The organism is Bacteroides sp. AF25-38AC (assembly GCF_003602995.1).
Lineage (GTDB): Bacteria > Bacteroidota > Bacteroidia > Bacteroidales > Bacteroidaceae > Bacteroides > Bacteroides uniformis.
Genome location: NZ_QTMD01000014.1, coordinates 90,661 through 115,142 on the forward strand (window position 1 = coordinate 90,661; position 24,482 = coordinate 115,142).

At 42.9% G+C, this 24,482-nt stretch carries 24 protein-coding genes; 12 read left to right on the forward strand and 12 right to left on the reverse strand.

Annotated features, from left to right (window positions below; translation table 11 throughout):
- The 7 genes from traM (at position 1) to DWY55_RS11365 (ending at position 6,527) form a co-directional block, all read left to right on the forward strand.
- The gene (gene traM, locus DWY55_RS11335; protein WP_032558021.1) at positions 1-1,143 is read left to right on the forward strand and encodes a conjugative transposon protein TraM; all 1,143 of its coding nucleotides are present in this window, start codon (positions 1-3) and stop codon (positions 1,141-1,143) included.
- Positions 1,144-1,155: 12 nt separating this feature from the next.
- Positions 1,156-1,500, forward strand: a complete 345-nt coding sequence (locus DWY55_RS11340) for a hypothetical protein (protein ID WP_009275914.1) — start codon at positions 1,156-1,158, stop codon at positions 1,498-1,500.
- Between the two features lie 67 nt (positions 1,501-1,567).
- Positions 1,568-2,398: a conjugative transposon protein TraN gene (gene traN / locus DWY55_RS11345; RefSeq protein WP_369867642.1), complete on the forward strand. Its 831-nt coding sequence runs from the start codon at positions 1,568-1,570 to the stop codon at positions 2,396-2,398.
- Positions 2,395-2,907, forward strand: coding sequence for a hypothetical protein (locus DWY55_RS11350; RefSeq protein ID WP_007761299.1), 513 nt, complete (start codon positions 2,395-2,397; stop codon positions 2,905-2,907). The genes traN and DWY55_RS11350 overlap by 4 nt, the downstream gene beginning before the upstream one ends.
- A 22-nt stretch (positions 2,908-2,929) precedes the next feature.
- On the forward strand, positions 2,930-3,586 hold the full coding sequence (locus DWY55_RS11355; protein ID WP_117795293.1) for a DUF1566 domain-containing protein: 657 nt from the start codon (positions 2,930-2,932) through the stop codon (positions 3,584-3,586).
- 13 nt (positions 3,587-3,599) lie between these two features.
- Entirely contained in the window at positions 3,600-4,337 is a 738-nt protein-coding gene (locus tag DWY55_RS11360) for a DNA-directed RNA polymerase subunit alpha C-terminal domain-containing protein (protein WP_117795291.1), read from the forward strand.
- A 3-nt stretch (positions 4,338-4,340) separates the two neighbouring features.
- Positions 4,341-6,527 carry a type IV secretory system conjugative DNA transfer family protein gene (locus tag DWY55_RS11365; RefSeq protein WP_007761305.1) on the forward strand — a complete coding sequence of 729 codons (2,187 nt, stop codon included), beginning with the start codon at positions 4,341-4,343 and terminating at the stop codon, positions 6,525-6,527.
- A gap of 83 nt (positions 6,528-6,610) precedes the next feature.
- Here the strand turns inward: DWY55_RS11365 and DWY55_RS11370 are convergent, their stop codons facing one another.
- From DWY55_RS11370 to DWY55_RS11395, 4 genes are all read right to left on the reverse strand, one after another.
- Positions 6,611-6,985 (reverse strand): hypothetical protein, encoded by a 375-nt coding sequence (locus DWY55_RS11370; RefSeq protein ID WP_007761306.1) that lies wholly within the window; start codon positions 6,983-6,985, stop codon positions 6,611-6,613.
- Positions 6,986-7,019: 34 nt separating this feature from the next.
- Entirely contained in the window at positions 7,020-7,292 is a 273-nt protein-coding gene (locus tag DWY55_RS11375) for a hypothetical protein (RefSeq protein ID WP_005836862.1), read from the reverse strand.
- Positions 7,293-7,307: 15 nt separating this feature from the next.
- A complete protein-coding gene (locus DWY55_RS11380) occupies positions 7,308-7,583 on the reverse strand; it encodes a hypothetical protein (protein WP_048316583.1) in 276 nt (91 codons plus the stop codon).
- Positions 7,584-8,075: 492 nt separating this feature from the next.
- Positions 8,076-9,815, reverse strand: a complete 1,740-nt coding sequence (locus tag DWY55_RS11395) for a ParB/RepB/Spo0J family partition protein (protein WP_165859514.1) — start codon at positions 9,813-9,815, stop codon at positions 8,076-8,078.
- Positions 9,816-10,367: 552 nt separating this feature from the next.
- Between DWY55_RS11395 and DWY55_RS11405 the strand changes: the two genes are divergently transcribed.
- On the forward strand, positions 10,368-11,687 hold the full coding sequence (locus DWY55_RS11405; RefSeq protein ID WP_055300613.1) for an ATP-binding protein: 1,320 nt from the start codon (positions 10,368-10,370) through the stop codon (positions 11,685-11,687).
- Between the two features lie 69 nt (positions 11,688-11,756).
- On the opposite strand, the gene DWY55_RS11410 is transcribed toward DWY55_RS11405, so the two are convergent.
- The 8 genes from DWY55_RS11410 to DWY55_RS11455 all read right to left on the reverse strand — a co-directional run bounded on the left by DWY55_RS11410 (position 11,757) and on the right by DWY55_RS11455 (position 18,746).
- A complete protein-coding gene (locus tag DWY55_RS11410) occupies positions 11,757-12,011 on the reverse strand; it encodes a hypothetical protein (RefSeq protein ID WP_008669217.1) in 255 nt (84 codons plus the stop codon).
- A gap of 6 nt (positions 12,012-12,017) precedes the next feature.
- Positions 12,018-12,773: a ParA family protein gene (locus DWY55_RS11415; protein WP_117795285.1), complete on the reverse strand. Its 756-nt coding sequence runs from the start codon at positions 12,771-12,773 to the stop codon at positions 12,018-12,020.
- 238 nt (positions 12,774-13,011) lie between these two features.
- Positions 13,012-13,425 (reverse strand): single-stranded DNA-binding protein, encoded by a 414-nt coding sequence (locus DWY55_RS11420; RefSeq protein ID WP_009293441.1) that lies wholly within the window; start codon positions 13,423-13,425, stop codon positions 13,012-13,014.
- A 686-nt stretch (positions 13,426-14,111) separates the two neighbouring features.
- A complete protein-coding gene (locus tag DWY55_RS11430) occupies positions 14,112-14,852 on the reverse strand; it encodes a TetR/AcrR family transcriptional regulator (protein ID WP_117795283.1) in 741 nt (246 codons plus the stop codon).
- Between the two features lie 443 nt (positions 14,853-15,295).
- A complete protein-coding gene (locus tag DWY55_RS11440; RefSeq protein ID WP_005836846.1) occupies positions 15,296-15,754 on the reverse strand; it encodes a hypothetical protein in 459 nt (152 codons plus the stop codon).
- Between the two features lie 12 nt (positions 15,755-15,766).
- A complete protein-coding gene (locus DWY55_RS11445; protein ID WP_005836844.1) occupies positions 15,767-16,486 on the reverse strand; it encodes a hypothetical protein in 720 nt (239 codons plus the stop codon).
- Between the two features lie 400 nt (positions 16,487-16,886).
- Positions 16,887-18,266, reverse strand: coding sequence for a DUF5458 family protein (locus DWY55_RS11450; protein WP_005836842.1), 1,380 nt, complete (start codon positions 18,264-18,266; stop codon positions 16,887-16,889).
- Between the two features lie 12 nt (positions 18,267-18,278).
- A complete protein-coding gene (locus DWY55_RS11455; protein ID WP_005836840.1) occupies positions 18,279-18,746 on the reverse strand; it encodes a hypothetical protein in 468 nt (155 codons plus the stop codon).
- A gap of 166 nt (positions 18,747-18,912) precedes the next feature.
- On the opposite strand from DWY55_RS11455, the gene DWY55_RS11460 reads away from it, so the two are divergent.
- The 4 genes from DWY55_RS11460 to DWY55_RS11475 are packed head-to-tail and all read left to right on the forward strand — an operon-like array spanning position 18,913 to position 24,473.
- Entirely contained in the window at positions 18,913-19,335 is a 423-nt protein-coding gene (locus DWY55_RS11460) for a GPW/gp25 family protein (protein WP_005836838.1), read from the forward strand.
- Positions 19,336-19,342: 7 nt separating this feature from the next.
- On the forward strand, positions 19,343-21,118 hold the full coding sequence (locus DWY55_RS11465; protein WP_117795279.1) for a type VI secretion system baseplate subunit TssF: 1,776 nt from the start codon (positions 19,343-19,345) through the stop codon (positions 21,116-21,118).
- Positions 21,115-23,553: an AAA family ATPase gene (locus tag DWY55_RS11470; RefSeq protein WP_008669230.1), complete on the forward strand. Its 2,439-nt coding sequence runs from the start codon at positions 21,115-21,117 to the stop codon at positions 23,551-23,553. The genes DWY55_RS11465 and DWY55_RS11470 overlap by 4 nt, the downstream gene beginning before the upstream one ends.
- Entirely contained in the window at positions 23,538-24,473 is a 936-nt protein-coding gene (locus tag DWY55_RS11475; protein WP_005836832.1) for a hypothetical protein, read from the forward strand. Before DWY55_RS11470 ends, DWY55_RS11475 begins: the two co-directional genes overlap by 16 nt.
- The last annotated feature ends 9 nt before the right edge of the window (positions 24,474-24,482 follow it).

Genomic DNA, 24,482 nt, shown 5'->3' on the forward strand with positions numbered 1-24,482 from the left:
ATGAAGATATTGGAGAAAATCAATTTTCGCCAGCCGAAATATATGCTTCCCGCCATCCTTTATTTCCCCCTGCTCGGCGCGTCTTATTTCATCTTCGACCTGTTTCAGACAGAAACGATAGAAATACAAGACAAGGCATTGCAGACGACGGAGTTCCTGAACCCCGAATTGCCGGGGGCACAGATCAAGGACGATGGCATAGGCAGCAAATACGAGAATATGGCGAAATCATGGGGTAAGATACAGGACTACTCCGCAGTAGATAACATAGACCGGGAAGAACCCGATAAAAACAAGGAAGAGTATGAATCGAAATACACGCAGGACGACATCGACCTGCTCACGGAAGAACAACAGGAAAAAGCTGCGGCAGCGGAAATTGCCTCTGCCAAGACACGAGAACAAGAAGCACTTGCCGAACTGGAAAAAGCACTCGCAGAGGCGAGACTGAGAGGGCAAAACGCGACTGTACCCCCGGCAGAAACGGACACGGCCAACATTGCTCCACCACAAGGAGCAACAGCCTCCGGAACCATCAACGAAGAGAGCCGGGCTGTGAAAACGCCATCTGCGGACGAACCGCCCAGCGAAGTGGTACGCAAGGTGAAGACAACCTCGGACTACTTTAACACACTGTCGAAGAATGTCCGTGAACCGAAACTTATCCAAGCCATCATTGACGAGAACATCAAAGCGGTGGACGGCTCGCGCGTGAGGTTGCGCCTGCTTGACGATGTGGAGATTGGCGAGTGTGTGGTAGCAAGGGGAACGTACCTGTACGCTACAGTGAGCGGATTCTCATCCGGACGCGTGAAAGGTAATATCAGCAGCATCCTCGTGAATGACGAACTGGTGAAAGTGAGTCTGTCACTCTATGATACTGATGGCATGGAAGGGCTGTATGTACCCAACAGCCAATTCCGGGAAACGAGCAAGGATGTAGCAAGCGGGGCAATGTCGGGAAATATGAACATGAGTATGGGAAGTACAGGAAACAGCCTTGCACAATGGGGAATGCAGGCGGTGAACAATGCCTACCAGAAAACAAGCAATGCCATCAGCAAAGCTATCAAGAAAAACAAAGTCAAGCTGAAATACGGAACTTTCGTGTATTTGGTGAACGGACAGGAAAAAAGGAAATAAAACGATGATGACATGGAAACAGATTTATCAGAATATCACAAAGGTACGGATGGGCTTTATTATGCGGACTATATAGCCCCCAATAAAGCCGAGACATTTATCGGAAAACTTGTGAGTACCGAGTGGTGGCATCACAGAGGGCAGTTTGCCCTAATATGCAACTTTCGGACAGAAGACAGACGGAGGATTGCCTTATTCGCTTTTCAAAAACATACCGGTTTTTACGGACCAAGATACGGAAATGTGAATTTCAAAACAGTGGAGAAAGGCACTCTTTGGCAGTGTGAACTCCAAATGACCCGGACGGGGCGTTGTACATGGGTACGTGCCAAACAGGTAAAGAAAGAGGAGAAATAAGGGAAAAGAGGAAATAAACGGAATAAATATAATTAACAACATGGATATGAATTGGAAGAAAATCGCAATGTCATTTCTTCTGGCGGCAGGGCTGCCGCTGGCGCGGAACGCACAGGCGCAAACGACCTATGAGGAAATGGAACAACTGACGGTGAACGAACAGATAACAACCGTCATAACGGCATCGGAACCGGTGCGTTTCGTGGATATTTCCACTGACAAGGTGGCGGGTGATCAGCCCATTGACAACATCATCCGCCTAAAGCCCAAGGAAAGCGGACACGGGGATGGTGAAATACTCGCCATCGTCACCATTGTAACGGAACGGTACCGCACACAATACGCACTGATTTATACCACAAGGATGAAAGAGGCAGTAACGGATAAGGAGATACTGCTGCAAGAGCGTAATGCGTATAACAATCCGGCAGTCTCAATGTCCACTGCCGACATGACACATCATGCACGGCGCATCTGGAACTCACCTGCGAAAATCCGCAACGTAGCTACCAAAGCACACCGTATGGTGATGCGTCTGAACAATATCTACTCGGTGGGTAACTACTTCTTCATAGACTTTTCCATCGAGAACAAGACGAACATCCGTTTTGACATTGATGAGATACGGATAAAACTGACAGACAAGAAACTCGCCAAGGCAACCAACGCACAGACTATCGAACTGACACCTGCCTTGGTTCTGGAACCGGGCAAGACGTTCAGACACGGCTATCGGAATGTGATTGTCGTGAAAAAGATGACCTTTCCCAATGACAAGCTGCTGACCATCGAAATGACGGAGAAACAGATTAGTGGCCGTAACATCAGCCTGAACATCGACTATGAGGATATACTGGCGGCAGATTCGTTCCATGCAGATTTATTGGAGGAGGAATGACTATGAAAAAGACAATCATCCTGATAATTACCTGCGTGTGTGTCGCTGCAAGTGCAAATGCACAACAAGGTAGCGGACGCCTCTCACTTGGCACAGGGCTACTCTACAAGAACGGCATGGATATAACGCTCGCCTACGAACATGAAATGAACTACCGCCATGCGTGGGAGTTTTTCGTCAACGGCTACCTACAATGGGCAGAGTGCGGTTCGTGCGGTCATATCTGTCCGGAATCATTTTGGCGAAACTACCGCAGCTACGGTTTTGGCGTGGCCTACAAGCCGTGCATGACGCGGGGACGCAACCACTATGGCAGTCTGCGTATCGGAGCTTCAGCCGGAAGCGACACGAATAAATTCCTCGGCGGCCTGCACCTCGGTTATGAACACAACTATGTGCTACGGGCCGGATGGACACTGTATTGGCAAGTGAAAAGCGATGTGATGATAAAAGGTGCGGACGTGCTGCGTGCAGGTGTCGTGCTGGGTGTGAAACTACCTATGAAATAGGGAAACAAAAAAAGAAAGCAATATGATACGAAAGATACATTTGGTGGCAGCGGCAACGGCTGCCGTGCTGTGCGCTGCCTGTGACACGCACATAGACGTACCCGATACAGCGGTCCGTCCAGGACATATCCTCTGCGAGGACGGAACGGCCTTGCCTTATGCACAATATGAACAATCGGGGAAAAAAGCGATAGCGGTTGTCTTCGATACCGAAAAACGCGGAGATACGGAGGGGGGCGGTTATGCAGTTTACCTGTGGGACATTGCTCCACAGGCATTTGCCGACAGCCTCGGCATCGCACAAGGCACATCGTCCGACATCATGGCTTATGATGGCAACGAGAATACATTCGCACTGTACGATACACGAGAAACGGCTTCGCCAATGGCAGAAGCGGTTTTCGACCTATGGCGGTACGGACAAAGTGCCTATGTACCGTCCGTGGCAGAGATGCGGCTGCTCTACACCATGAGAGAGATAGTCAACCCTGTCATCGAACAATGTGGCGGCGAGCCGTTACCGCTGGATGAAAACGACTGTTGGTACTGGACATCCACAGAGGTCGAAAAGCAACAGACAGCCAAGGCATGGCTCTATTCCATGGGGAGCGGCGCAATGCAAGAAACACCTAAAGTACAGGCGCACAGAGTACGCCCTATAATTACCATAAACGAATAAAGGATAGAAAGATATGAAAGATACGGATATACTTTTCAGCATAGCGTTGATGATATTGGGAATTGTCCTCATGTATAAGTCCATGAAAGGTAATTCATGCCGGCAAAGACTGGCAAAACTCGCAGATTCCATAGCATCGGATAAAGAAAATATTAATTTTCAAATTAAAAGGTTCGGCTACCTTTTGGACGAAATGGCTGCCGATAATGAAAAAAATTCAATACTGAAGTGTCATGCCGACAGACTGGAGGAACTTGTCACGCAATTGGACCGCACACGAAACGAACTTGAAATAAGCAATCTGTCAATGGCGGATATTAATGAAGAATTGAAAAGAAGTAATGCCGAACTTGTAAAGAGAGCAACCCAGTTACGCAATGAGATACAGCAAGACGAGCTTGCCATCCAAAAGATACAAGAACGCCTTGATTCTCTCAAAAGAATCAAAGTGGGACTTGAAATAGCCTTGAATAACATTCAAGCAGAAGAAGTACACTATCTCTCGGAACCGGTATTCAGTTTGGGCATTACCCCATCCATCAAAAGCCATCTTGAATCTCATGGAATATTATATATCGGAGACCTGATTCATCTTAACGAGCAATATCTCATGGAAATATGGGGTGTCGGTCCGGTAACACTCGAAAAGATAAAAACAAAACTGAATGAGAATGGTGCATGGTTCGGTATGGATGTAATCAGAGTAGGCAATCATTGGTATCGTATAAAACAAGGATCAATAACAGACTGACTTATGGAAGAAAGTAAGGAATTGCAAGGGTTCTATAAGATATTCCGCACAGTGGTATATGTGTCCGTACTGCTGGAGTTCTTTGAATATGCCATTGACCCTGCAATGCTCGACCACTGGGGCGGCATACTGACCGACATTCACGGACGCATCAAACAATGGATGATTTACCACGACGGCAATCTTGTGTACAGCAAAATTGCGACGGTACTGCTTATCTGCATCACTTGTGTCGGAACGCGGAACAAGAAGCATCTGGAGTTCAACGCACGCCGGCAGGTGGTGTATCCATTGACGAGCGGGTTGTTGCTGCTCGTAATCTCCGTATGGATGTTCGGCCATACGATGGGAACAAGGCTTTATACCTTACCTTTGAATATCATTCTCTATATGATTGCCTCCATTGCTGGCGTAGTACTGGTACATATTGCATTAGACAACATTTCGAAGTTCATCAAGGAGGGACTGATGAAAGACCGTTTCAACTTCGAGAATGAAAGTTTTGAACAATGTGAGGAAAAAGTCGAGAATGAATACAGCGTAAATATCCCCATGCGGTACTACTATAAGGGTAAATTCCGCAAGGGATGGATTTCTGTAAGTAACTGCTTTAGAGGAACATGGGTAGTTGGAACACCGGGGTCGGGCAAGACCTTCAGTATCATAGAGCCGTTTATCCGACAGCATTCGGCCAAAGGTTTCGCCATGGTGGTGTATGACTACAAGTTTCCGACATTGGCGACCAAGCTCTACTACCATTACAAGAGGAACGAGAAACTGGGCAGAGTACCCAAAGGGTGTAAGTTCAACATGATTAATTTTGTGGATGTGGAGTACAGCCGTCGGGTGAATCCAATTCAGGCAAAGTACATCAACAACCTCGCGGCGGCCAGCGAAACGGCGGAAACATTATTGGAAAGCCTACAAAAGGGTAAGAAAGAGGGCGGCGGCGGAAGCGACCAGTTCTTCCAAACCTCGGCGGTAAACTTCCTTGCCGCCTGTATCTACTTCTTCGTGAATTATGAGCGTGAACCCTACGATGCCAACGGCAAGCCTCTATATGCGGAAAGACAGCAAGATCCGCAGACCAAATTCTGGAAACCGACAGGTATCGTGCGTGACCGTGAAGGCGGCAATATCGTGGAACCTGCCTACTGGCTGGGAAAGTATTCGGACATGCCACATATTCTGTCATTCTTGAATGAAAGTTATCAAACGATTTTCGAGGTACTGGAAACTGACAATGAGGTTGCTCCGCTACTTGGCCCGTTCCAGACAGCTTTCAAAAATAAGGCAATGGAGCAACTGGAGGGTATGATTGGCACGTTACGTGTTTATACCTCGCGTCTGGCAACCAAAGAGAGCTACTGGATATTCCACCGGGATGGCGATGACTTCGACCTGAAGGTAAGTGACCCGAAGAATCCGAGTTACCTGCTGATTGCAAATGACCCGGAAATGGAGTCCATCATCGGCGCATTGAACGCTCTTATCCTAAACCGCCTCGTTACCCGTGTGAATACCGGGCAGGGGAAAAATATTCCCGTGAGTATTATAGTGGACGAGTTACCGACACTCTACTTTCACAAAATAGACCGTCTGATAGGTACGGCGCGAAGCAATAAGGTGAGTGTAACGCTCGGCTTTCAGGAACTACCGCAACTGGAAGCCGATTATGGTAAGGTAGGTATGCAAAAGATCATTACGACGGTAGGCAATGTGGTAAGCGGCTCGGCACGTGCCAAAGAAACGCTGGAATGGTTGTCCAATGACATCTTCGGCAAGGTGGTCCAGGTCAAAAAAGGCGTGACCATTGACCGGGACAAAACAAGTATTAATCTCAATGAAAATATGGATAACCTTGTGCCTGCCTCGAAAATCTCGGATATGGCAACCGGATGGATATGCGGTCAGACGGCACGGGATTTTGTGAAGACGAAAACAGGTATGGGCGGTTCAATGAATATTCAAGAATCGGAAGAGTTCAAGACTACAAAGTTCTTCTGCAAAACAGATTTTGATATGGCAGAAATCAAGAAAGAGGAAGCGGCGTATGTGCCGCTGCCGAAGTTCTACACCTTCAAGTCGAGAGAGGAACGGGAACGCATCCTATACAAAAACTTCGTACAAGTAGGACAAGATGTGAAAGAGATGATAAAGGACGTTCAGAACAAACGTAACGCGAAATAAAAATCCGGCTGTCTGATATAAGAAGAACAAAAACCGCCAGTACAATCGTACTGACGGTTTACTACTAATCTTCTTCCGGTTTATCAGGAGAACTGCCCGCTTAATAATTTGGTGAGTTGCTGATGGCAAATTTTTTCGTATTCCTCTTTGTCAGTACCGCATTCAATTGCCCTGTCAATGACATCCCCTAACTCGTTGAAACAAACTTCTTCATTGACACACTCTACATCTTTGTCTTTCAACAGATATACCTCATAATAATCTGACCCATTAAGTGCAATAATAACGTATCCGGCGTGTAACAGTCCGTTTACTTTGATACGAAGTGCAGGCAGATCTTTGAAGATGGTGGCTGCAAACTCAGAGATACCCCATGACATGAGGACGGGCATAGGGGTAAGTCCTATTAACTGCTCTTTAATGGTCTGTGCTATTTGCATTACATACTCTTTTTCCATAACTGTGCTATTTTTAAGATGATTATTGTTTTTTTTATTCGAACCATTCCGGGTTGTCCTTTTTCAGTTCGGCAACCAGTTCTACGTCTGTAAGTCGTAAGTTTGCCATATCGGTAAAGAAGAAAACCTCGTTATAGATTCTTTCGGCTTCCTTGCTTGCGAAGCCTTCATTTTCATCGTTGAAACTACCGGGCTGAAGGGCATCGAGCAAGGTAGTCGAGCCGATAAGGAGTTCTTCACCCTCGTTGGATTCCACCACACGGCAAGGATAGTTATTGCCGCCAAATTGTACTTCTTGTGTTTTCATACGCTTGTTATTTTATTATTTTAATGGGATATGCTTTCCGTTTATCTTGAGGTATTCCATAAGACACTTTGCTTCTTCATGTGATGCACGATTGCGGTCATCATAGAGACGTGTCTCGTCCGCCATCACAATGATGCACTCCTTAAACAACCTATAGAGGCTCTGTTGCAGTGTGGGGTGCATATCAGGTATAGCTGCTGCAAAACGCTTGGGATTGAAACTAAAACTATTCACTGCCATTTCCCATTCTTTGGCAAGTTTGTACTCTTTGCTTTCTTTGATGTTGTCCATTGTCGTGAAATTTTAATGATTTATTTTTCTTCCCTCTGTTCGGTTCTATATTCTGTCTGAACCGCTTGGGATTTACAGATGCTTTACAGGACTGACGAACAAGCTACTTCCAACGCTTTTTTTGGAAAATTACTCTTTCGCAGAAAGGAAGAATTTTATAAAAATGCACTTCAAAGCGATGGAATCAAGCGCGGCAGTCCACCTTCGCGTCTGGAAAACCAACCGGCGAGGACAGGAATGGACCGGATAAGGAATAAGATAAAAAGGAGGAAACTGATAGGTATAAATGGAGACGGGTGGCGGCGGGGTATCGGGAGGTAGCTATAAATGGAATAGAAAAGGCATAATCGCGCGGATGGCGGGTTTGCCCGACAGACGCGCCGCCCGACAACAGCTTGGAGCAGTTGTCCGTGAACATCTTCACTTTCATTGAATTAGGAACGAATAGAGGACAGATTACTCTACCCCCTATTCGTTGGTTAGTGATTATGGTTAAGCTGCAATATCTTCCTCTTGTGGCTGTTCTTCGGTCTGCATCCCTGCTTCGGATTGCTGTTTGTCAGATTGCTCCGCTTCCTGCTTTGCTTGTTCCTGCACCAAAAGAACGGCTTTTTTCTCTTCGATACGTTGGTGACGCTTCTCATACACTTCATTATGTCCGTTCTTGATGTCTGCCAACAGATCGGGCATATGTTTTTGTGCGAAGTCAAGCAAGAGGGATGCAATGGCATTGCTGCCGTATGCGTTCTTGAAATTAGCAATTAGAAAATCCCTACGGATAATCGCTTTCTGCTTGCTCGTGAGGTTGGCGATGATGTTTATCTTTTCTTCATCCGTAAGGTGGCAATAAGGTTTTTTTTCTCCGATACCTACTGCTTCAAAATGCTCCTTGCGGAGGGATGATAACAAGAAGAAATAAATCATCTTATCCTCGTCTTGCCCAAACTTGCACTCGGACATATCAACTTCCAAAATCTGTTTTTTGGTGTCCTCTACAGTCTTTTCAAGAACAATTTCCTTGTTACGCTTGTCTTGTTTTTCCAATTTCTCCATTGGAGAAAGTGTCTGCTCTTGATTTGTACTATTAGAGGCATAGGTAACTTTGGTCATATAACAAAGTACAATATCCTTGCTCTCAACACGGAAATAGAGGGTAATTTCACCTGCTTCACATCGGGTACGGATTTCCTCGCATTTCTCCGTGTAATCGTTCAACTCCTGCTCGTACTCGCTCTGTGCCTGTCCGTATTCTTCGGCAGTATCGTAATCCTCTTTTAAGGGTGCTTCGGGCTGTTCGGGATATGCTTTCGCATAACAATTAAGACGTTCCACTTCGTACCCCATAGCAGTAAGGCGTTCTACTACGATTTCGTTGTAGTTAGTATTTTCACGACAGAGGGGAACATCGGGACGTTCTTCCATAAGGCGCACGGCTTTCTCTGTGAGGTATGCCGCATTCATTTCAGCAAGGCAAGTACGATTGGCGCAATTTCCACAACCACCTTCGCAGAACAGCACCATATTATTTGTATTGTGGGGACAGGACAGACAGAGGGTCTTGTCAAATGCGTACCGCTCCAAATCGGTGGTATATTGCCGTTCGATGTTCCGTGCGACTTCGGTAGCTTTCATCCCTCGCCAACTATGATGCAGTGCATCTTCTTTGAGGTGTTTGTCGTACACATCTTTCTGAACATCTTCACCGTAACGACAGATTTCGCTCGCTACGCTGATTGTGATTTCGTCCTGCTCTAAAAGCTGTGCGATTTCGGGAATTAGGGAAACGAATTTAAGGCGTGTACGGATATAGTTCTCGTTCTTGCCGAACTGCACTGCCAAAGACTGCACATCATGGCGACCACTATCTATGAGCTTTTGGTAGGCATTGGCTTCCTCAATCGGGGTGACATCCTTACGTTGGAGGTTTTCAGTGACAGCCATTTCTTCGGCTACCTCGTCTGAAATTTCCATAACGATAGCTGGAATTTCTTCCAATTCTGCCATTAGGGAGGCTCGGTATCGACGTTCTCCAAAAACAATCTCAAAACGGTTGTCTTCTATCGGGCGTACTCCAATTGGCTGTAACACACCCTGCTGACGAATGCTTTCGGAAAGTTCCACAAGGCTTGCTTCGTCAAAATTCTTGCGTGGATTGTAATTACTCGGTTGCACATTTGCCAATGCTACCATTGTGATGTTTTTCTCTACTGATTGAATTGCTGTTGCTTCCATAATCATAAAAATTTAATTGGTTTAATATTGATTTTTTATTTTCCCTTTGTTCGGTTCTTTTTTCTGCCTGAACCGCTTGGGATTTACAGATGCTTTACAAGGACTGACGAATAAGCGATTTCCGACGCTTTTTCCGGAAAATTACTCTTTCGCAGAAAGGAAGAATTTTATAGGAAATGCACTTCAAAGCGACGGAATCAAGCGCGGCAGTCCACCTTTGCGTCTGGAAAACCAACCGGCGATGGCAGGAATGGACCGGATGAGTGGCATTAAAAGAATATAGAAAAGGAAGAATACGCTGAAAGGCGGATGGTAAAACCGATGGGGCTATAAAGGGATGATAAACGATACAACGGGACAAGCGGAAGGGCGTAAGACCAGACGGTGTAAAACAGGAATGGAGCTTACCAGACAAAAATCCTTTGAGCCATTTTACTAAATAAATCTGTATCAATTGCCTGTTTTACCGGAAATTTGCATTACTTTTGCAGTAGCGAAACAGCTGTTTCGGAAACGGCCATTTCGGAAACGACAATAAGAAAGGATAAGAATATGAGATTTTTTGACAGAACAGAAGAAATAGCCTCTCTTCGCAAGATTCGCGAAATGGCCCAAGACAATGCTCAGTTTACAGTGGTAACGGGACGTCGCCGTATCGGTAAGACATCACTCGTGTGGAAGGCATACGAGGACGAACCGATTCTCTATTTCTTTGTTGCCCGGAAAGCTGAAGGCGATTTGTGTGAGGACTACCGGCTTGAGATAGAGAACAAGTTGGGTGTCCCAACCATGGGACGGGCCGAACATTTCACCGATGTGTTCGAGTTCCTGATGAAACTTTCGGCAGAACGTCCCATCACGCTCTTTATCGACGAGTTCCAGGAGTTTTTCCGTGTGAACAAATCGGTGTTCAGCGATATGCAGCGCATCTGGGACCTATACAGCCCGAAGTCCCACATCAATCTGATTGTCTGTGGTTCGATTTATTCTATGATGACAAAGATATTCAAGGATAAGAAAGAGCCGTTGTATAACCGGCAGTCGCGCTTTATGACCGTGCGTCCGTTTACTCCAACTGTTCTGAAAGATATTCTTTCGGAATACAATCCCGGCTACACGGCGGAAGATCTGCTGGCCTTGTACGCTTTCACGGGTGGCGTGGCGAAGTACGTGCAACTACTCGTGGATGCAGGAGCAACAACTAAAACGGCTATGCTCGACCAGATAATAAAGGCCGACTCCATATTTCTGGGGGAGGGTAAAGCGATTCTTATCGAAGAGTTCGGCAAGGATTACGGAATCTATTTTTCCATACTGTCGGCCATTGCACGAGGAAAAACATCCCGTTCGGAAATTGAGAACGTGGTAGGCAAGGAAATCGGCGGCTATCTTACCAAGCTGGAGAAAGAATACGAAATCATATCGAAGAAACAACCGTTGTTCGAGAAGAGTTCCGCCAAGAATGTCCGGTATATCATCGAGGACAATTTCTTCACGTTCTGGTTCCGCTTTATCTACAAGTACAGCTATATGCTGGAGATAGAGAACTATGGGAGTGTGAAGATGATTATAGGCCGGGATTATGAAACTTTCAGCGGTCTGATGCTTGAACGTTACTTTAAGCGTGTGCTGATAGAACAGCAAGCCTATACGCGCATCGGTGGCTGGTGGGACCGAAAGGGTGAGAACGAAATAGACATAGTAGCTGAAAACGAACTGGACGATACAGCGACATTTTTCGAAGTCAAACGCAAGGCCGAAAATATCGACATGGAAAAACTGGAAGCGAAAGCAGCCGCTTTCATGCGTGCAACGGGAGAGTTCAAAGGTTATACCCTGTCATACAAAGGGCTGTCAATGAATGATATGTAGCAACACATATCAGTATAACATACTAACAAAGGCCACAGACTTAAAAGAACGGGAAGCGAGGAACATACCTCACTTCTCGTTTTTTTCCAAATACTCCTTCATCGCCTCATTTACAATATCTCTCAATGACATATTCTTCTCAATAGCAAGGAATTTCATACGCGTATGAACACTCTTGTCAATAACAAAATTGCAATGTACAGCAGGCTCTTTTTCTGTCTTAACCGGTGTAGTTTCCTTCTTTTGCGGAGATTTCTTCGTGGATGACAGCAATCCGTCCAGTCCGCTTTTCATGCTGTCTTTCAATAAATCACTCTTGCCCATATTGCCTTATTTAAATTTCAAAACCTCTTGTGCCAAAGCCATATAATCTTTGGCTCCGTTGCAGTTCTTATTGTATTCAAAGACATTCTTTCCCTTTATAGGAGCTTCGGCCAGTGCCACATTGTCCCGCACAATCGTTTTGAACACTTTGTCACAGAAAGAGTCATTGATAATTTCAGCTACACTCTTGTTGAGTGTCTTGCGCTTGTCGAACTGAGTAATAACAATGCCGCCAATACTCAGGTTCGGGTTCAGGCGTTCCTTAACAATCTCAATCACGCTTGTAATCTTCGCCATTCCGCGCATAGCGAGGAATTGTGCCTGTACCGGAATAATCAGAAAGTCCGCTGTGGTAAGGGCGTTGAGTGTCAGCAAACCCAGTGAGGGCGGACAATCAATCAGGATGTAGTCAAACTTCCGACTGTCAAGCAACTTTGCAATCAAACCTTTCAGTATCAACTCACGTCCCGGCTCGTTTATCAGTTCGGATTCTGCCGCCGACAGGTCGAGACAGGACGGCACAACAGCAAGTCCGTTCTCCAATTCGATAACTGGCAAGGGATATTCACCCCTCATTGCCCCATACACCGTCTGCTCCTCCTCAATAGAGAGACCACACGATTCTGTGAGATTTGCCTGACCGTCCATGTCGATAGCCAGTACACGCTTTTTCTTCTGCCGCAAAGCAGCCGCAAGGTTGATGGTGGTAGTCGTTTTGCCAACCCCACCCTTGTGATTCAAAACAGCTATAATTTTTGCCATAACTTGATGTCTTTATATGCAATACAAAGATAATACTATTTTTAGTAAATACTATAATTAGTATATACTATTTTGCCAAAAAGAGTATTTTAGTATTATAGCATTTACTACTATACTAAAATACTAATAAACTAAATGTAGTAAATACTACTTTCACTAATAGGTAATTCACTACTTTACTATAATTAGTAACTACTACATTTAGTATATATTGTTTATCAACACTATATGCACATCATCAGAACGGTAAGTCTTCCTTGTTCTCTTGTGGCATAGCTACCGATGGTACAGGTACATCGCTTGTGGTATCCGTCTGACTACCTGCTTCTGAAGTTGCTTCCTCCCGCTTTCCGGTATTGATGAACTCCAATGTGTCTGCCGTAATGGATAGTTGAATCTGACAGTTTTCATCCTTATCCTTCCACTGTGAAGCTGACAGTGTCCCCTCAATGAGCAGTAACCGTCCTTTGGTCAGGTATTCGGATAGTCGAATGTGGTTCTCTTTCTTACTCCGTACCCTTACCCAAGTAGTGACGCTGTTTCCATGTGAATAGTCATCTACCGCCATATCAAATGCGATGAATGAACCGTGTGTTCCAGTAATAACCTGGCAATCCTTGCCAATGCGACCAATTGTGTGAACGTATAACATAATAAATTCTTTTTGTGGCAGGTGGTTAGTCCTACCGTTACCTTAGTTTATAATATTTTTTATTTTCCCTCTATTCGGCCTGTTTGCGACCTCCGGGATGATTTTTTCTGCATCCAAAGGTGGCAGGAACAATCTGGCAAGGCTGAAGAGGAAAAATACGCTCACCAGCGGAGAGGAAGATTTTTGCACTTCACTCGCAGCAGAATGCCGGCATTGACACGACTGGGACTGGCGATTACCTTTGCGGAAAAATTCAATCCACGGCAGGTTGCACGGCAGCAGAAAGCGATAAATGGAAGTATATAAAAAGGGAATAGAAAAACGCTAAAGCAGGGAATAATAAAAAAGGAGAACGGACAGCCGGACTAAGATACAAAGACTACCTTGAAACTGTGAATAGTGATATACTTATATCATTATCCACAATTTCAAGTCTGTTCGTGTTTGTCCTTTGAAGAAACAACTTGACGCACTTTATGTAACACGCTACACAAAGTGTGTCAGATTTTTCTTGTAGCAAGCTGTCGGTCCTTATACAAAGGGATATATAGAAAAAAATTATAAAAGAGCCTACAACAGCTAACGTCAAATATCCCTTGCTCCAATGATTTGATTAAACTATTAAGTCCATAATCACTTATATGTACTTTTTAGACTCTTTTGAAAGCTCTCGTGAATTTCTATGGTTATTTTGAAAGCAGTATTCTCAAGTCATTTTTATTGATACCCATGTATTTACATATTTTAAACTCACTTATGCCGTCAGATAGCATTTCTTGAGCTGCTTTTCTATTCCTTTCATACGCTTCCAGTTTGTCAAAAATGGCATCTGTCAGAAAGTCTATCCATTCAAAAAAGACCTTTTCCCCTTCCTGAGTATTAAAATCTATTGTACAGGTTTTCGCACACCTCCTATGAAGTATCAGATAATAAATTCCTCCAATCAGATTTGCCATAATAGCTTTAATATTGATTTTCGCCGGTCTAAACAGATTGTCATAAAACGCAATCAAATTTAGATTCATAATATCCCGTGTTTCTGCTGTTCTCTTTGTCGTTTTATTGATAACCGACATTTCATAAAGCAACAACTTTTGCATTACAGTGTTATCAGACAAGCTCCTATAAAGGGTCTTGAATGTTTCCGCAAAAAACTTTTTAGGTCCCAATATGTTCAGGCTGGAAACGTCAATAGCATCATTGATCCAGAAATCATACTGCTTAGCAAGCCTGTCGTAAAGGTTTTCCATTGAGCCGTATCTTCTATAAAACACATTGGCTTCTATGTTTGCAGTTTTCATCAATGCACTCAAATTGACATTGCCAAAACCATATTCAGCTACAAGCTTTTCAAGTTCAGATATTACATCCTTGTCTATTTGTTCATTTGTCCTCCTATTTCGAGCTTTCTTTTCTTTCTGTTTCACTATTATATAGTATGTTATAAAAATAAATCTGTAAAAATCAGTAAAAGGAAATATTTTTATTTTAGCTTTCGATAAACTTCTTCTTTTCTGAATTGACGATAATACCCCAAGGTAGGCTGTATGTATTTATACAGCTATTCCATTCTCTTTTAATTTGTTTTGAAATAGAGCAATTGGGACTGTTGCAAATATACATTTTTATGCTTTACAAACAATAGACAGAATATAAAAACTACGTTGCCAATAAATTTGTATTTCAATAATAGACGTATGAATTTGCTTATTTATTGCTATATTATGGGAAAAATCTCCAATTTGAAAAAAGAACACTTACTACACGAAGAAGACTTGCTGCACATCTACATCAAATCCCTGATAGTTTCCGGTTGCGATAAGAGAAGTCAATTCAAATGAGACCCTAATGATTTCATATAAAGAAAACTTCATGTTAGATTATTCATATGAGAATTATAAGAATAAAGAAGCATTATATCAACTAATATAACTAATATGGTAGTCAACAAGAAAATAAAAAAAATATTTTTATATTTTTTTCTTTGTGGAACAGACATCAGTCTAAAGCCATGTTCCAATTTTTGATATTTTTTCTCATCATATATTTTTAAATTGATAAAAGATAATATTATCAACAATATAAGCATGGGAATAGCTATAGGTTCTGGTTTGTCATATATGCAAAGTTGAACTTGCTCATCAAATAGAGTCAACAAAATAGAAACAAAAAGCAACACATAAGAAAATTGACATACCGTAACAACTACAAAAGAACGGTCAGGAAATCCCTTTGACGGTACAGTAGTCCAAATCCAATAAAATATATTATCGAAAAATGAAACTCCATTTTTTTCTTTGAAAGAGGATGTATTACGTTTTATATTCATTGTGTTATGGCATCATTTTCCTTGTCTTAATATATGTTTTTTATGATTGGGCCTGACTCTCATTGGTTCACAATAATAAGGACGGTCAACTCTTGTTGCATCTGCGGGAGTAATAGTACCATGTATTTCTTCATAACTTGGCGGGGAAATATATGGACGTTTTGAGACACTGGTTATGAACCATAAAATACCAAGAGCAATTCCAACTGGAGGGAAATAAGAACCGATAATATAAATGCCCGTGTTCACTCCCATATTTAATGCCGCCTCGGAAAAAGTCTGTTTACCAGAAATCCATAACGCTGTATCAATAACAAGCCCTGCAATATAGATTTTCCTACCTACACCTTTCGCAACTTCACCTTTTGTTGTATATACTCTATTGGGATTACGAACCAAAGTACCTTGTCTGTTTATCTGAATATACTTTTCTCCAATGACAATAGGTTTTTGGGATAATTGCTCAAAAGAATTTGCAATACCATATAAAGACAAAGCAGTAGTTCCCTTGTCTATCAGCCCCTCTAATGGTTGCAATCCACTTTCGATATTTTTCTCATCCTTTATCACTACCAATTCATAGAAAGGTGTGGAAAATGATTCAGTAGATGTTGTATCAGATGATATGACATAGCGAGACCGCCAAAATACACACCCTAAACCTTCAACATAACCATTATGTAATTGTCGATTTTGGCACATTGCCTCAAATTGCTGCAAAGTAATTTCCATTTCAGACCTTTTTATTATATGAACGAGAAATATTTGTCTAAAGTGGCAAATATACAACTCGTTAATGTTTTACTTATTCTTGATGATATTTACCGTCCAGTATTGTACCTTCAGAGCAACCAATCCTTATGACTGGCAAGCTGCATAATAATGCTTTTTCTGTGAATATACGGTATAGCATGAGGCTAAAAGAGTATGGCTCCTTTGGCTTACCCCTCGTTCACTTGTACATAAGTGTGCAAGAGATTGTCCGATTTCGCCACGCTATTGAGGATACTCATCTGATTACGGACACCTATTCTTATCCAAATACTCTTTCTTTTCTTTATTCATATAAGTGAATAAATGATTTACAGATGGACATACATTATGCCCATCTGTAAATTCAAAATTATCCAATTTATTCTTGGCGATATTCACTTTCCCAAATAGCATCTTCCGGATTATCGCCTTTATGACCGGCAAGCTGTATCACGAAGCTCTTTGCCGGGAAATACGGTGTGATGTGGATATCAAGAAGCACATGGTCTTTCTGATTCGGGTCTTGTTCAATCTTCATAACCTTGAAGCGTTCGATGAGCTTGTTCGGTCCCATTACACTATCGAGGAATTTCACAACCTGACCACGTAAATCAGCTTCCGTGCGAGTAGTCCAATTCTCAAATGCCCGACGGTTCAGGAAGTCAATCAATACTTTCGTTATATAGTCGAATACACGAACTACGGAGTAGGTCTGCAAGCCAAGGTTATCTCCATTGAATAATGTCTTGGCAGAGAAAGCCATAACCTTGCTGTACTCATTCACCATCGGCACAAGACCCATACGTTCAAGTTCGGAAATCTCACTCTTGCGAAGGTCGAAGCGTACACTTTCTACTTCATTAAGTCCACCAAATTTCTTACCAGCCACTACCTGAGACATTAAAGTTTTGTATATTTTCCCGGCAAGTGAAGAAGATGGCGGAATATAAAGGTTTTCTTCTTCTCCAACGCTTTCCTCTCTTTGACGACCAAGCAACCAGTTACAGGTCATTATAGTATTCGATTTGAATACATCTCCACCCGTATGATTGGCATTGAAGAATATATCTACTACATCGTCCGGAGTTTCAAGATCTTGAAAGTCTGTAACAAGAAAAACCTTGTTCTCGTATGCAATCTTGGACCACTTGTCCAAAATGGCATTTGAACCTATATATCCGGGAACGACAAGCAACGAGTAGTTGCGACGCAGGTCAAGACGGTCAAAATTCTGTTTGAGTTCATTGCTAATGTGGTCAGCAAAAATGGTATTGTCCAAATCCTGAAGCTGCTCCATAGTCGCATTGACAATGGTGATATTCTTCACCTTATCACTTTCCGTGTTCTTGTAGAAGAACGCAATAGTACGGTATGCGCTTTCGAGTTCACGTGTTCTGGCAAGAGCATTCTTCAAGTTATGATTAAGAAGGTTCTCGGCATTTTCTGCGGTTTCCTTGGCCTTGTCCCGCATTTGTTCGGCAGTGTCATTCTCACGCAGGAGTTTGAGCCATACGCTTAAGCGATTCACCAAGGCCTTACGTTCATTTTCCCACTGTTCATCCGTGAGGAAGATGTTGCGACGGGCCTTTCGTGCCGGATTAAGATTGGAATATCCATCTATGATATTTTCAAGAAAAGCGAAGCCACCAAATTCTTTGAGCTTGTCTATTGCCGATGCAGATGACTTTTGCGCCTGTTGTGATACGACTTTCTGTGAGGTTGTCGTACTGGCTGTCTGTTGTTGAGTTTCCTGCTTCATCTTAGTAAAAGATTAAAGTTCTACTTTCTTTTGATTTGCCAGAATCTCCTCGATTGATGATTCAATCACGTCCATAATGGCATTTTTGACTTCCGGGTTTTCAAGTGCTTTCTGTAAAGCGCGGTTGGAAGTAAGCTGGCGAGTTATTCGGACACCCTGCTCTTTCTCAATGTCAAGTTTACTCAAGAAATCACTTTTCTCTTTAATCTTCTTGGCCCCGAAGTCTCCGAGTCCGGTGAATGTCATGATTTCCTTGACTTCATTACCTTCCGCATCCACGTGGCGTAAGTCAACTGTTGGTTCAAAACGTTGGAACACATCTTCAATGGTTTCCAAACCATACACACTTTCCGGAGCCGCAGGAGCTTCATCTGTCAGTTTTTGAACTATCAAAGTTCGGTTGGAGGGGATTTCCGCGATGGATTCGTTCGCATCGACTTTTACTTCGTTGCCTCCAATTCCATAATTGTAGATTGCCATAGCATTTACTTTTTAATATCATACTTTTTTTATAGCTCTCTCTTGGTTTTATGACCGTGCGCAATATATGAATTATTTCTGAAACCGTCAAATTTTTAGGGGTATTTTATTGGCATCTAATGAGGAAAATAGTATATTTGCGAAATAGAATAAAGAGAAGAATAGTATGACTTACCTGAAAATGCCATTACAATTGCAATCGGCTGTCGCCAAGAAATTGCAAAGGTGTTCCTATCAGGAATCGATAGCCCAACACATCATGCTACTGATTCTTTCTCATCATGGGGAAGTTATCGGGCGAGAAGATTTTGGTTCCATGATATGGGACCTTGAGTTCAACCAACTTGTGAAAATCAGCGATTGGGAGGAAGGGGTAAAGAACTCCTTAATAAAAACGATAGAGAAATATGAAAAGAGGCTACGGAATGTAGATGTGAACGTCACCCTTTTGGAAATAGAAGAAGAAAATATAGATAAGGTATCTCATATCCGAAGAAAGGCACAAATAACCGTGACCGGAACAATGGATAGAACCAACGAGAAATTCAGTTTCAATACCTCATTATATATAAGCCCTTTATCACAATAATCGAACTATGGCAGACAAGAAACAAATTGCAATAAAGGAACGAATATTAAAGCAGGCTATGGAGTTCTGGGGTGTATCCGATATACGCGATATGGACCCCGTGATAGATTTGCTGCTTGAAGTTTTTGCCCATGAGTCCAACAAACTGCATCAAGAAATAGAGCAGTCCGACTCACGGATACTTCACCGTCTGTCCAGAATACTCATAGGAAACAAATGGTCGCTGCCAAAGCCGGCCCATGCGCTTATGACTATTACCCCCAATCATGGGGAATGTTGCGAGCTTGATGCCGAAGATCATTTTTATGCAGAGAAGAACATATTTGGCAAAGGTGATATTCAAGTCTTTATAACCCCTTTGTTTTCCTATAAACTGGTTGACGCAAAAGTCAGAGCAATCGCATATAACGATAGCATAAGGCATTCAACCGATGGCTTTAGCACTCCAACACGCTTCCTTGACCCTAAAAACCGGATAGCGGATTATTGCGTCTGGGTCGGGATGGATGTGTCTAAAGAAGTCCTACAAAAAATGGACTCTGTGATGTTTTGCATCAAGCCTTCCGACATGGAGCTGCTTCCGTTTATGAATATGGCTTTCTTCTATGACTGCACTGGAAACCTGCTGAATGCAAAAACAGGCCTTCATGTTGAAGATCCATATAGTAATGCACACTACTTTGATGAAATCCGCGATTTTTATAGTGACCTATATTTTAATGTGAGTATAAGAGACGCTTCCAAAGAGAAACAGACCTACCGAGAAATGTTTCCCGGTTATGTGTCCGACTGTGAGATCCCGGATGACTCTGAGAGTCTCTTTTGGGTCAAGATAGCCTTTCCGGAAATATTCACGAAAGAAAGTCTTGAAAATCTGGAAGTATATTTGAACACATTTCCGGTTGTAAACAGACAAATCGTTTACAAACAGCATAATTTCCGTTCCACCGGACGGATTATCCCCCTGAAATGTCCGAGCCGTACACAATTCTTGAACATACGCTCGTTCCAAGATAACAAAGGCCGGGAATATGTAAACCGGCTGAACCAGTATGAAGAAAATCCGACAGGTATATTCAGCTTGTATTTTGGCGACCTTGAACGATTTGATTCGGACAGTGCCCGCTCATTAATTTCAAAAGTATTACAATTAATGAAAGAAGACGGGAGTGCTTTCGCTTCAATGAATCCGGATGCACTTTCGACGCAGCTCAAAGAGTTGTTCAACAAGATAAATGATATAGAGAAAGGATTGGAGGCCACACTAAAAGGAGATAACAAAATAAAAGCCTTTGTTTTAAGTGTCCCCCAAAAAGATGCGACCAATGCCGAGATAAAATATTGGGTAACTTCCGGATCTCTGGCGAACGGTTTCAACGAACGCACACTGATACAACAATTCAACATAGAAAAATATGACGCTTCGGGCATCATGTTGCGCACTTGTATGCAAGGAGGAACAACGCATGATGGCGAACAGGAACTTATAAATAGTTTAAGGTACGGTCTGTTGTCCCGGGAACGGATTATATCTAAAGAAGACATCAAAAGCTACCTGTTGCACAAGCTGGGAAAATATGTTGAATCAGTCGAAGTCGGTAATGGCGTGGCTATATCTCCTGACAGCAAAAAAGGATTAATCAGAGTGACAGAGGTCAAGATAAAACTTGGACAATTTGATAAAGATGAAATTCCCAATCTGGAAGAATTGGCTCATTATCTTGAAAAAGATTTGACTGAACGCTCTGTATGTAATTCAAACTATAAAATCAAATTCGTATGAATGATAGCAATTATAGTCCAAGTTTGGTGTCTGCCCTTAAGATAGCAAGAGGAATGGCACTTCAAGACAAGCATAACACGTTCGGCGTGTCACATCTTGTCATGGCCATGTTTGCAGAAAACACGGGCCTAAAAGAAATCTTATCCTCGATGCAGAAGGATGTCGGCTACATAATGGAATGGTTTGACACCCACCGCGAAATGTATAGGTCCAGTGGCACTTCCACAGAAGAAGTGGAACCTGACGAAGAACTGTCGAAAGTCTTGGATGAGTCCGAACGGTCTAAAATTAAATTAGGAGCGGATTCCATAGACTCCATCTGTGTGTTTACCGCCATATTACGTGAAGGTGTCGTGTATTCGCATCAGCAGATAGAGATGCTGGATATTTCGGAAAATGACATATTGTCCCACTACAATGCCCTTACCCCGTTGTATTCTTACCAGGGAGAGGAAATGCAGATAACAGCAAGCGTTCCTTATGCCGACAACCTGAAAAACCAAGAAACCATCAATGCCGGCGGTTTCGTCGTAGGTAGGGAGAAAGAGGTCCGTACTATTTTAGAATGCCTCGAACGCTCAGAGAACAAGGGCATACTGATTGTCGGTGAATCCGGTATCGGAAAGAGTTCCATCATCAACGCCTTTGTCAAAGATATTTGTGAGAATGAAGACGAGATGTTAAAGCAAATATCTATTGTCGGACTCAATACGGCAAAATTGCTCGCATCAACCTCGTCTGAAACGGAGATAGCGCAAAAAGTTGTCAATCTAATGCACAAACTCAACCAACTGGAACAAGCTGTGCTGGTGATTGATGATTTACAGGTCCTTTTGGAGAACAGCGCATCAGGCAAGGCATCCACACTCGTCAACATATTAAGTGCGCAAATCAGCGAGGGGGCCGCAAATCTTGTTCTCACACTCACGAACGACTCTTACCGGAAGAATATCGAAAAGCATCCGATAGAAGGGCGTCTTGACATCATAAAGATTGAAGAACTGGATACGACTACACTGGAAAGTGCCATACAATTACATAAAAAAAGGATTGAAAACTATTACGAACTGAGAATCTCAGATGCGTGTATTAAAGACTCAATCGCACTCTCCAAACGATATTTTAAGGAACGAAGCCTGCCATCTGCCGCCATCGACCTGCTTGACCGAACCGCCGCTGCCGTCCGGCTATGCAATAAGAACGCACGAGCCAGTATATCTGATTTAGAAACGGATTTTGAGAAAATAAGGAGTCTCGACGAAAAAATATCTGAAGGACCACTGTACTTGCTGTACCGCTCTGTGTTCAGCAAAATCAGTGTCGTGTTGACTACCAAACTGTCAGACAACTATGTGTGGGACAAAGAAGATGACATTACGATAAAAGCAGGACGTTTGTCAGGCATCATCAAAGAGCTAAAGATGCTATCCGACCAGTCCATTGAAGAGATACGCTCTTCGGAAATAGAAGCGATTGTAGCGGAATGCACCAATATACCTATCGGAAAGATACAAGCCCGCGAGAAGGACCGACTTTTGAGCATCGAGAGTAAATTGCAAGAACGGGTCAAAGGACAGGACCGGGCTATTACGACTTTATCAGATGCCATTATAGAATCACGCAGCGGACTGAGCGACCCCAAGAAACCTATAGGTTCATTCTTCTTCCTTGGTCCTACCGGAACGGGAAAAACAGAACTCACAAAATCACTGGCCGAGTTACTGTTTGATGACGAATCAGCCATGATCAGATTTGACATGTCTGAGTTCAAGGAAGAACATTCGGCTGCATTGCTGTATGGTGCACCTCCGGGATATGTAGGATATGAGGAAGGTGGTCTGCTGGTCACTCAAATCAGGCAGAAACCTTATTCGGTAGTATTGTTCGATGAGATTGAGAAAGCCCATAGCAGTGTCTATGATGTTTTCCTGCAAATGATGGATGAAGGCAAAATACATGATAAACTGGGCCGGGAAGGAGATTTCTCTAATTCTATAATCATTTTCACTTCCAATATCGGAAGCCAGTGGATTGTGGAACAAATACAATCCGGGCATACTCCTGATTCCGGAAAGCTCATCGAGGTTATGGCACAGTATTTCCGACCTGAGTTTTTGGGACGTCTCACCGAGGTGGTTCCGTTTGCGCCAATAGATGAAAATGTCGCCAAACAGATATTCAACCTCCATTTTGGAAGATTGCAAGAACAACTGATGAAACAGAAAAACATCCAGTTGAATTTGTCGGATGAAGCATTGCAACATCTGGCAAACAAAGGATATTCTCCAAAATACGGCGCACGTCCGATTGCAGGAGTCATAAGAACTTATATCAAGAAGTCCGTATCTCGCCTGATTGTCTCTGAGCAAATCAGGCCGGGTGACAACATCGTCATAAACTATCGAAACGGAGAACTGATATGGGAACAATGTTAGCGCAAAAGAAACCCTTGGAAAGCATCCAACGAAGTCAGGCAATAAATTTCGTCGCAGAAATCTTTTATGATGAACTCCAATTTATTCTTGACCGGCGGCTGTTGGACCATACTATGGTTAATTGCCATGGTATGAACAGTCGTGTGAAATCCAGAGATGTATTAAGCGTTTCGGAACAGCATGTCGCAACGACAAATGCCGGCAAAGAATATATATTGCTGAATCTGGCCAGAAACAGCATCTACCATCAATTGCCGGAATTACTATTTCATCCCTTGGTACTTAGCACACCGGGCATGAGCAATAAGGAGATTGTTGAAGCCATCCGAGCCAATGAAAAACAGGATAAAGAGCTGATTCAATTCTTTGCACCCTTTGATACTGAATTTTTCAAAGAAAAGGTCCGTATCAATAACCGCCATCTGAATTTCTTTTCCGACCCGGACTCCAAGAAGAACTTCATCAAGATGATTGAAGTAATGGAAAATGTCGAGCTATCCATTACTCCCCATCAGAAATATAAGCTGTTCCTATTCCTTTGCAATGCAGAACGGTATAAAGAAAACCTGCCCGCTATCGAGCAACTGTTCCTTATCGTTTTGGGATTGAAGGTGAAACTGCGACTGGAAGTCCATGAGATTGATGAAACGGTTTACCTTTCAGTCGGTTCTGGATGTATCGGACAGACATTAGGCCTTAATGGTCTAATGATAAGTGAAACCGATGATTTGACGGCCACAATCATCCTTGATACTCCGACAGATGACTATGAGGAGGTAAAAACGCATCTATCCAATGTCCGCCGGATACTTGAATTTTTCATCCTTTCAACAAGAAATATCGAAGTTGATTATCTGGTATGTGGAGAAACGGATTTTATACTCGGAGAAAACCGATTAGGATATAATATGAACTTATGAAAAATCTAA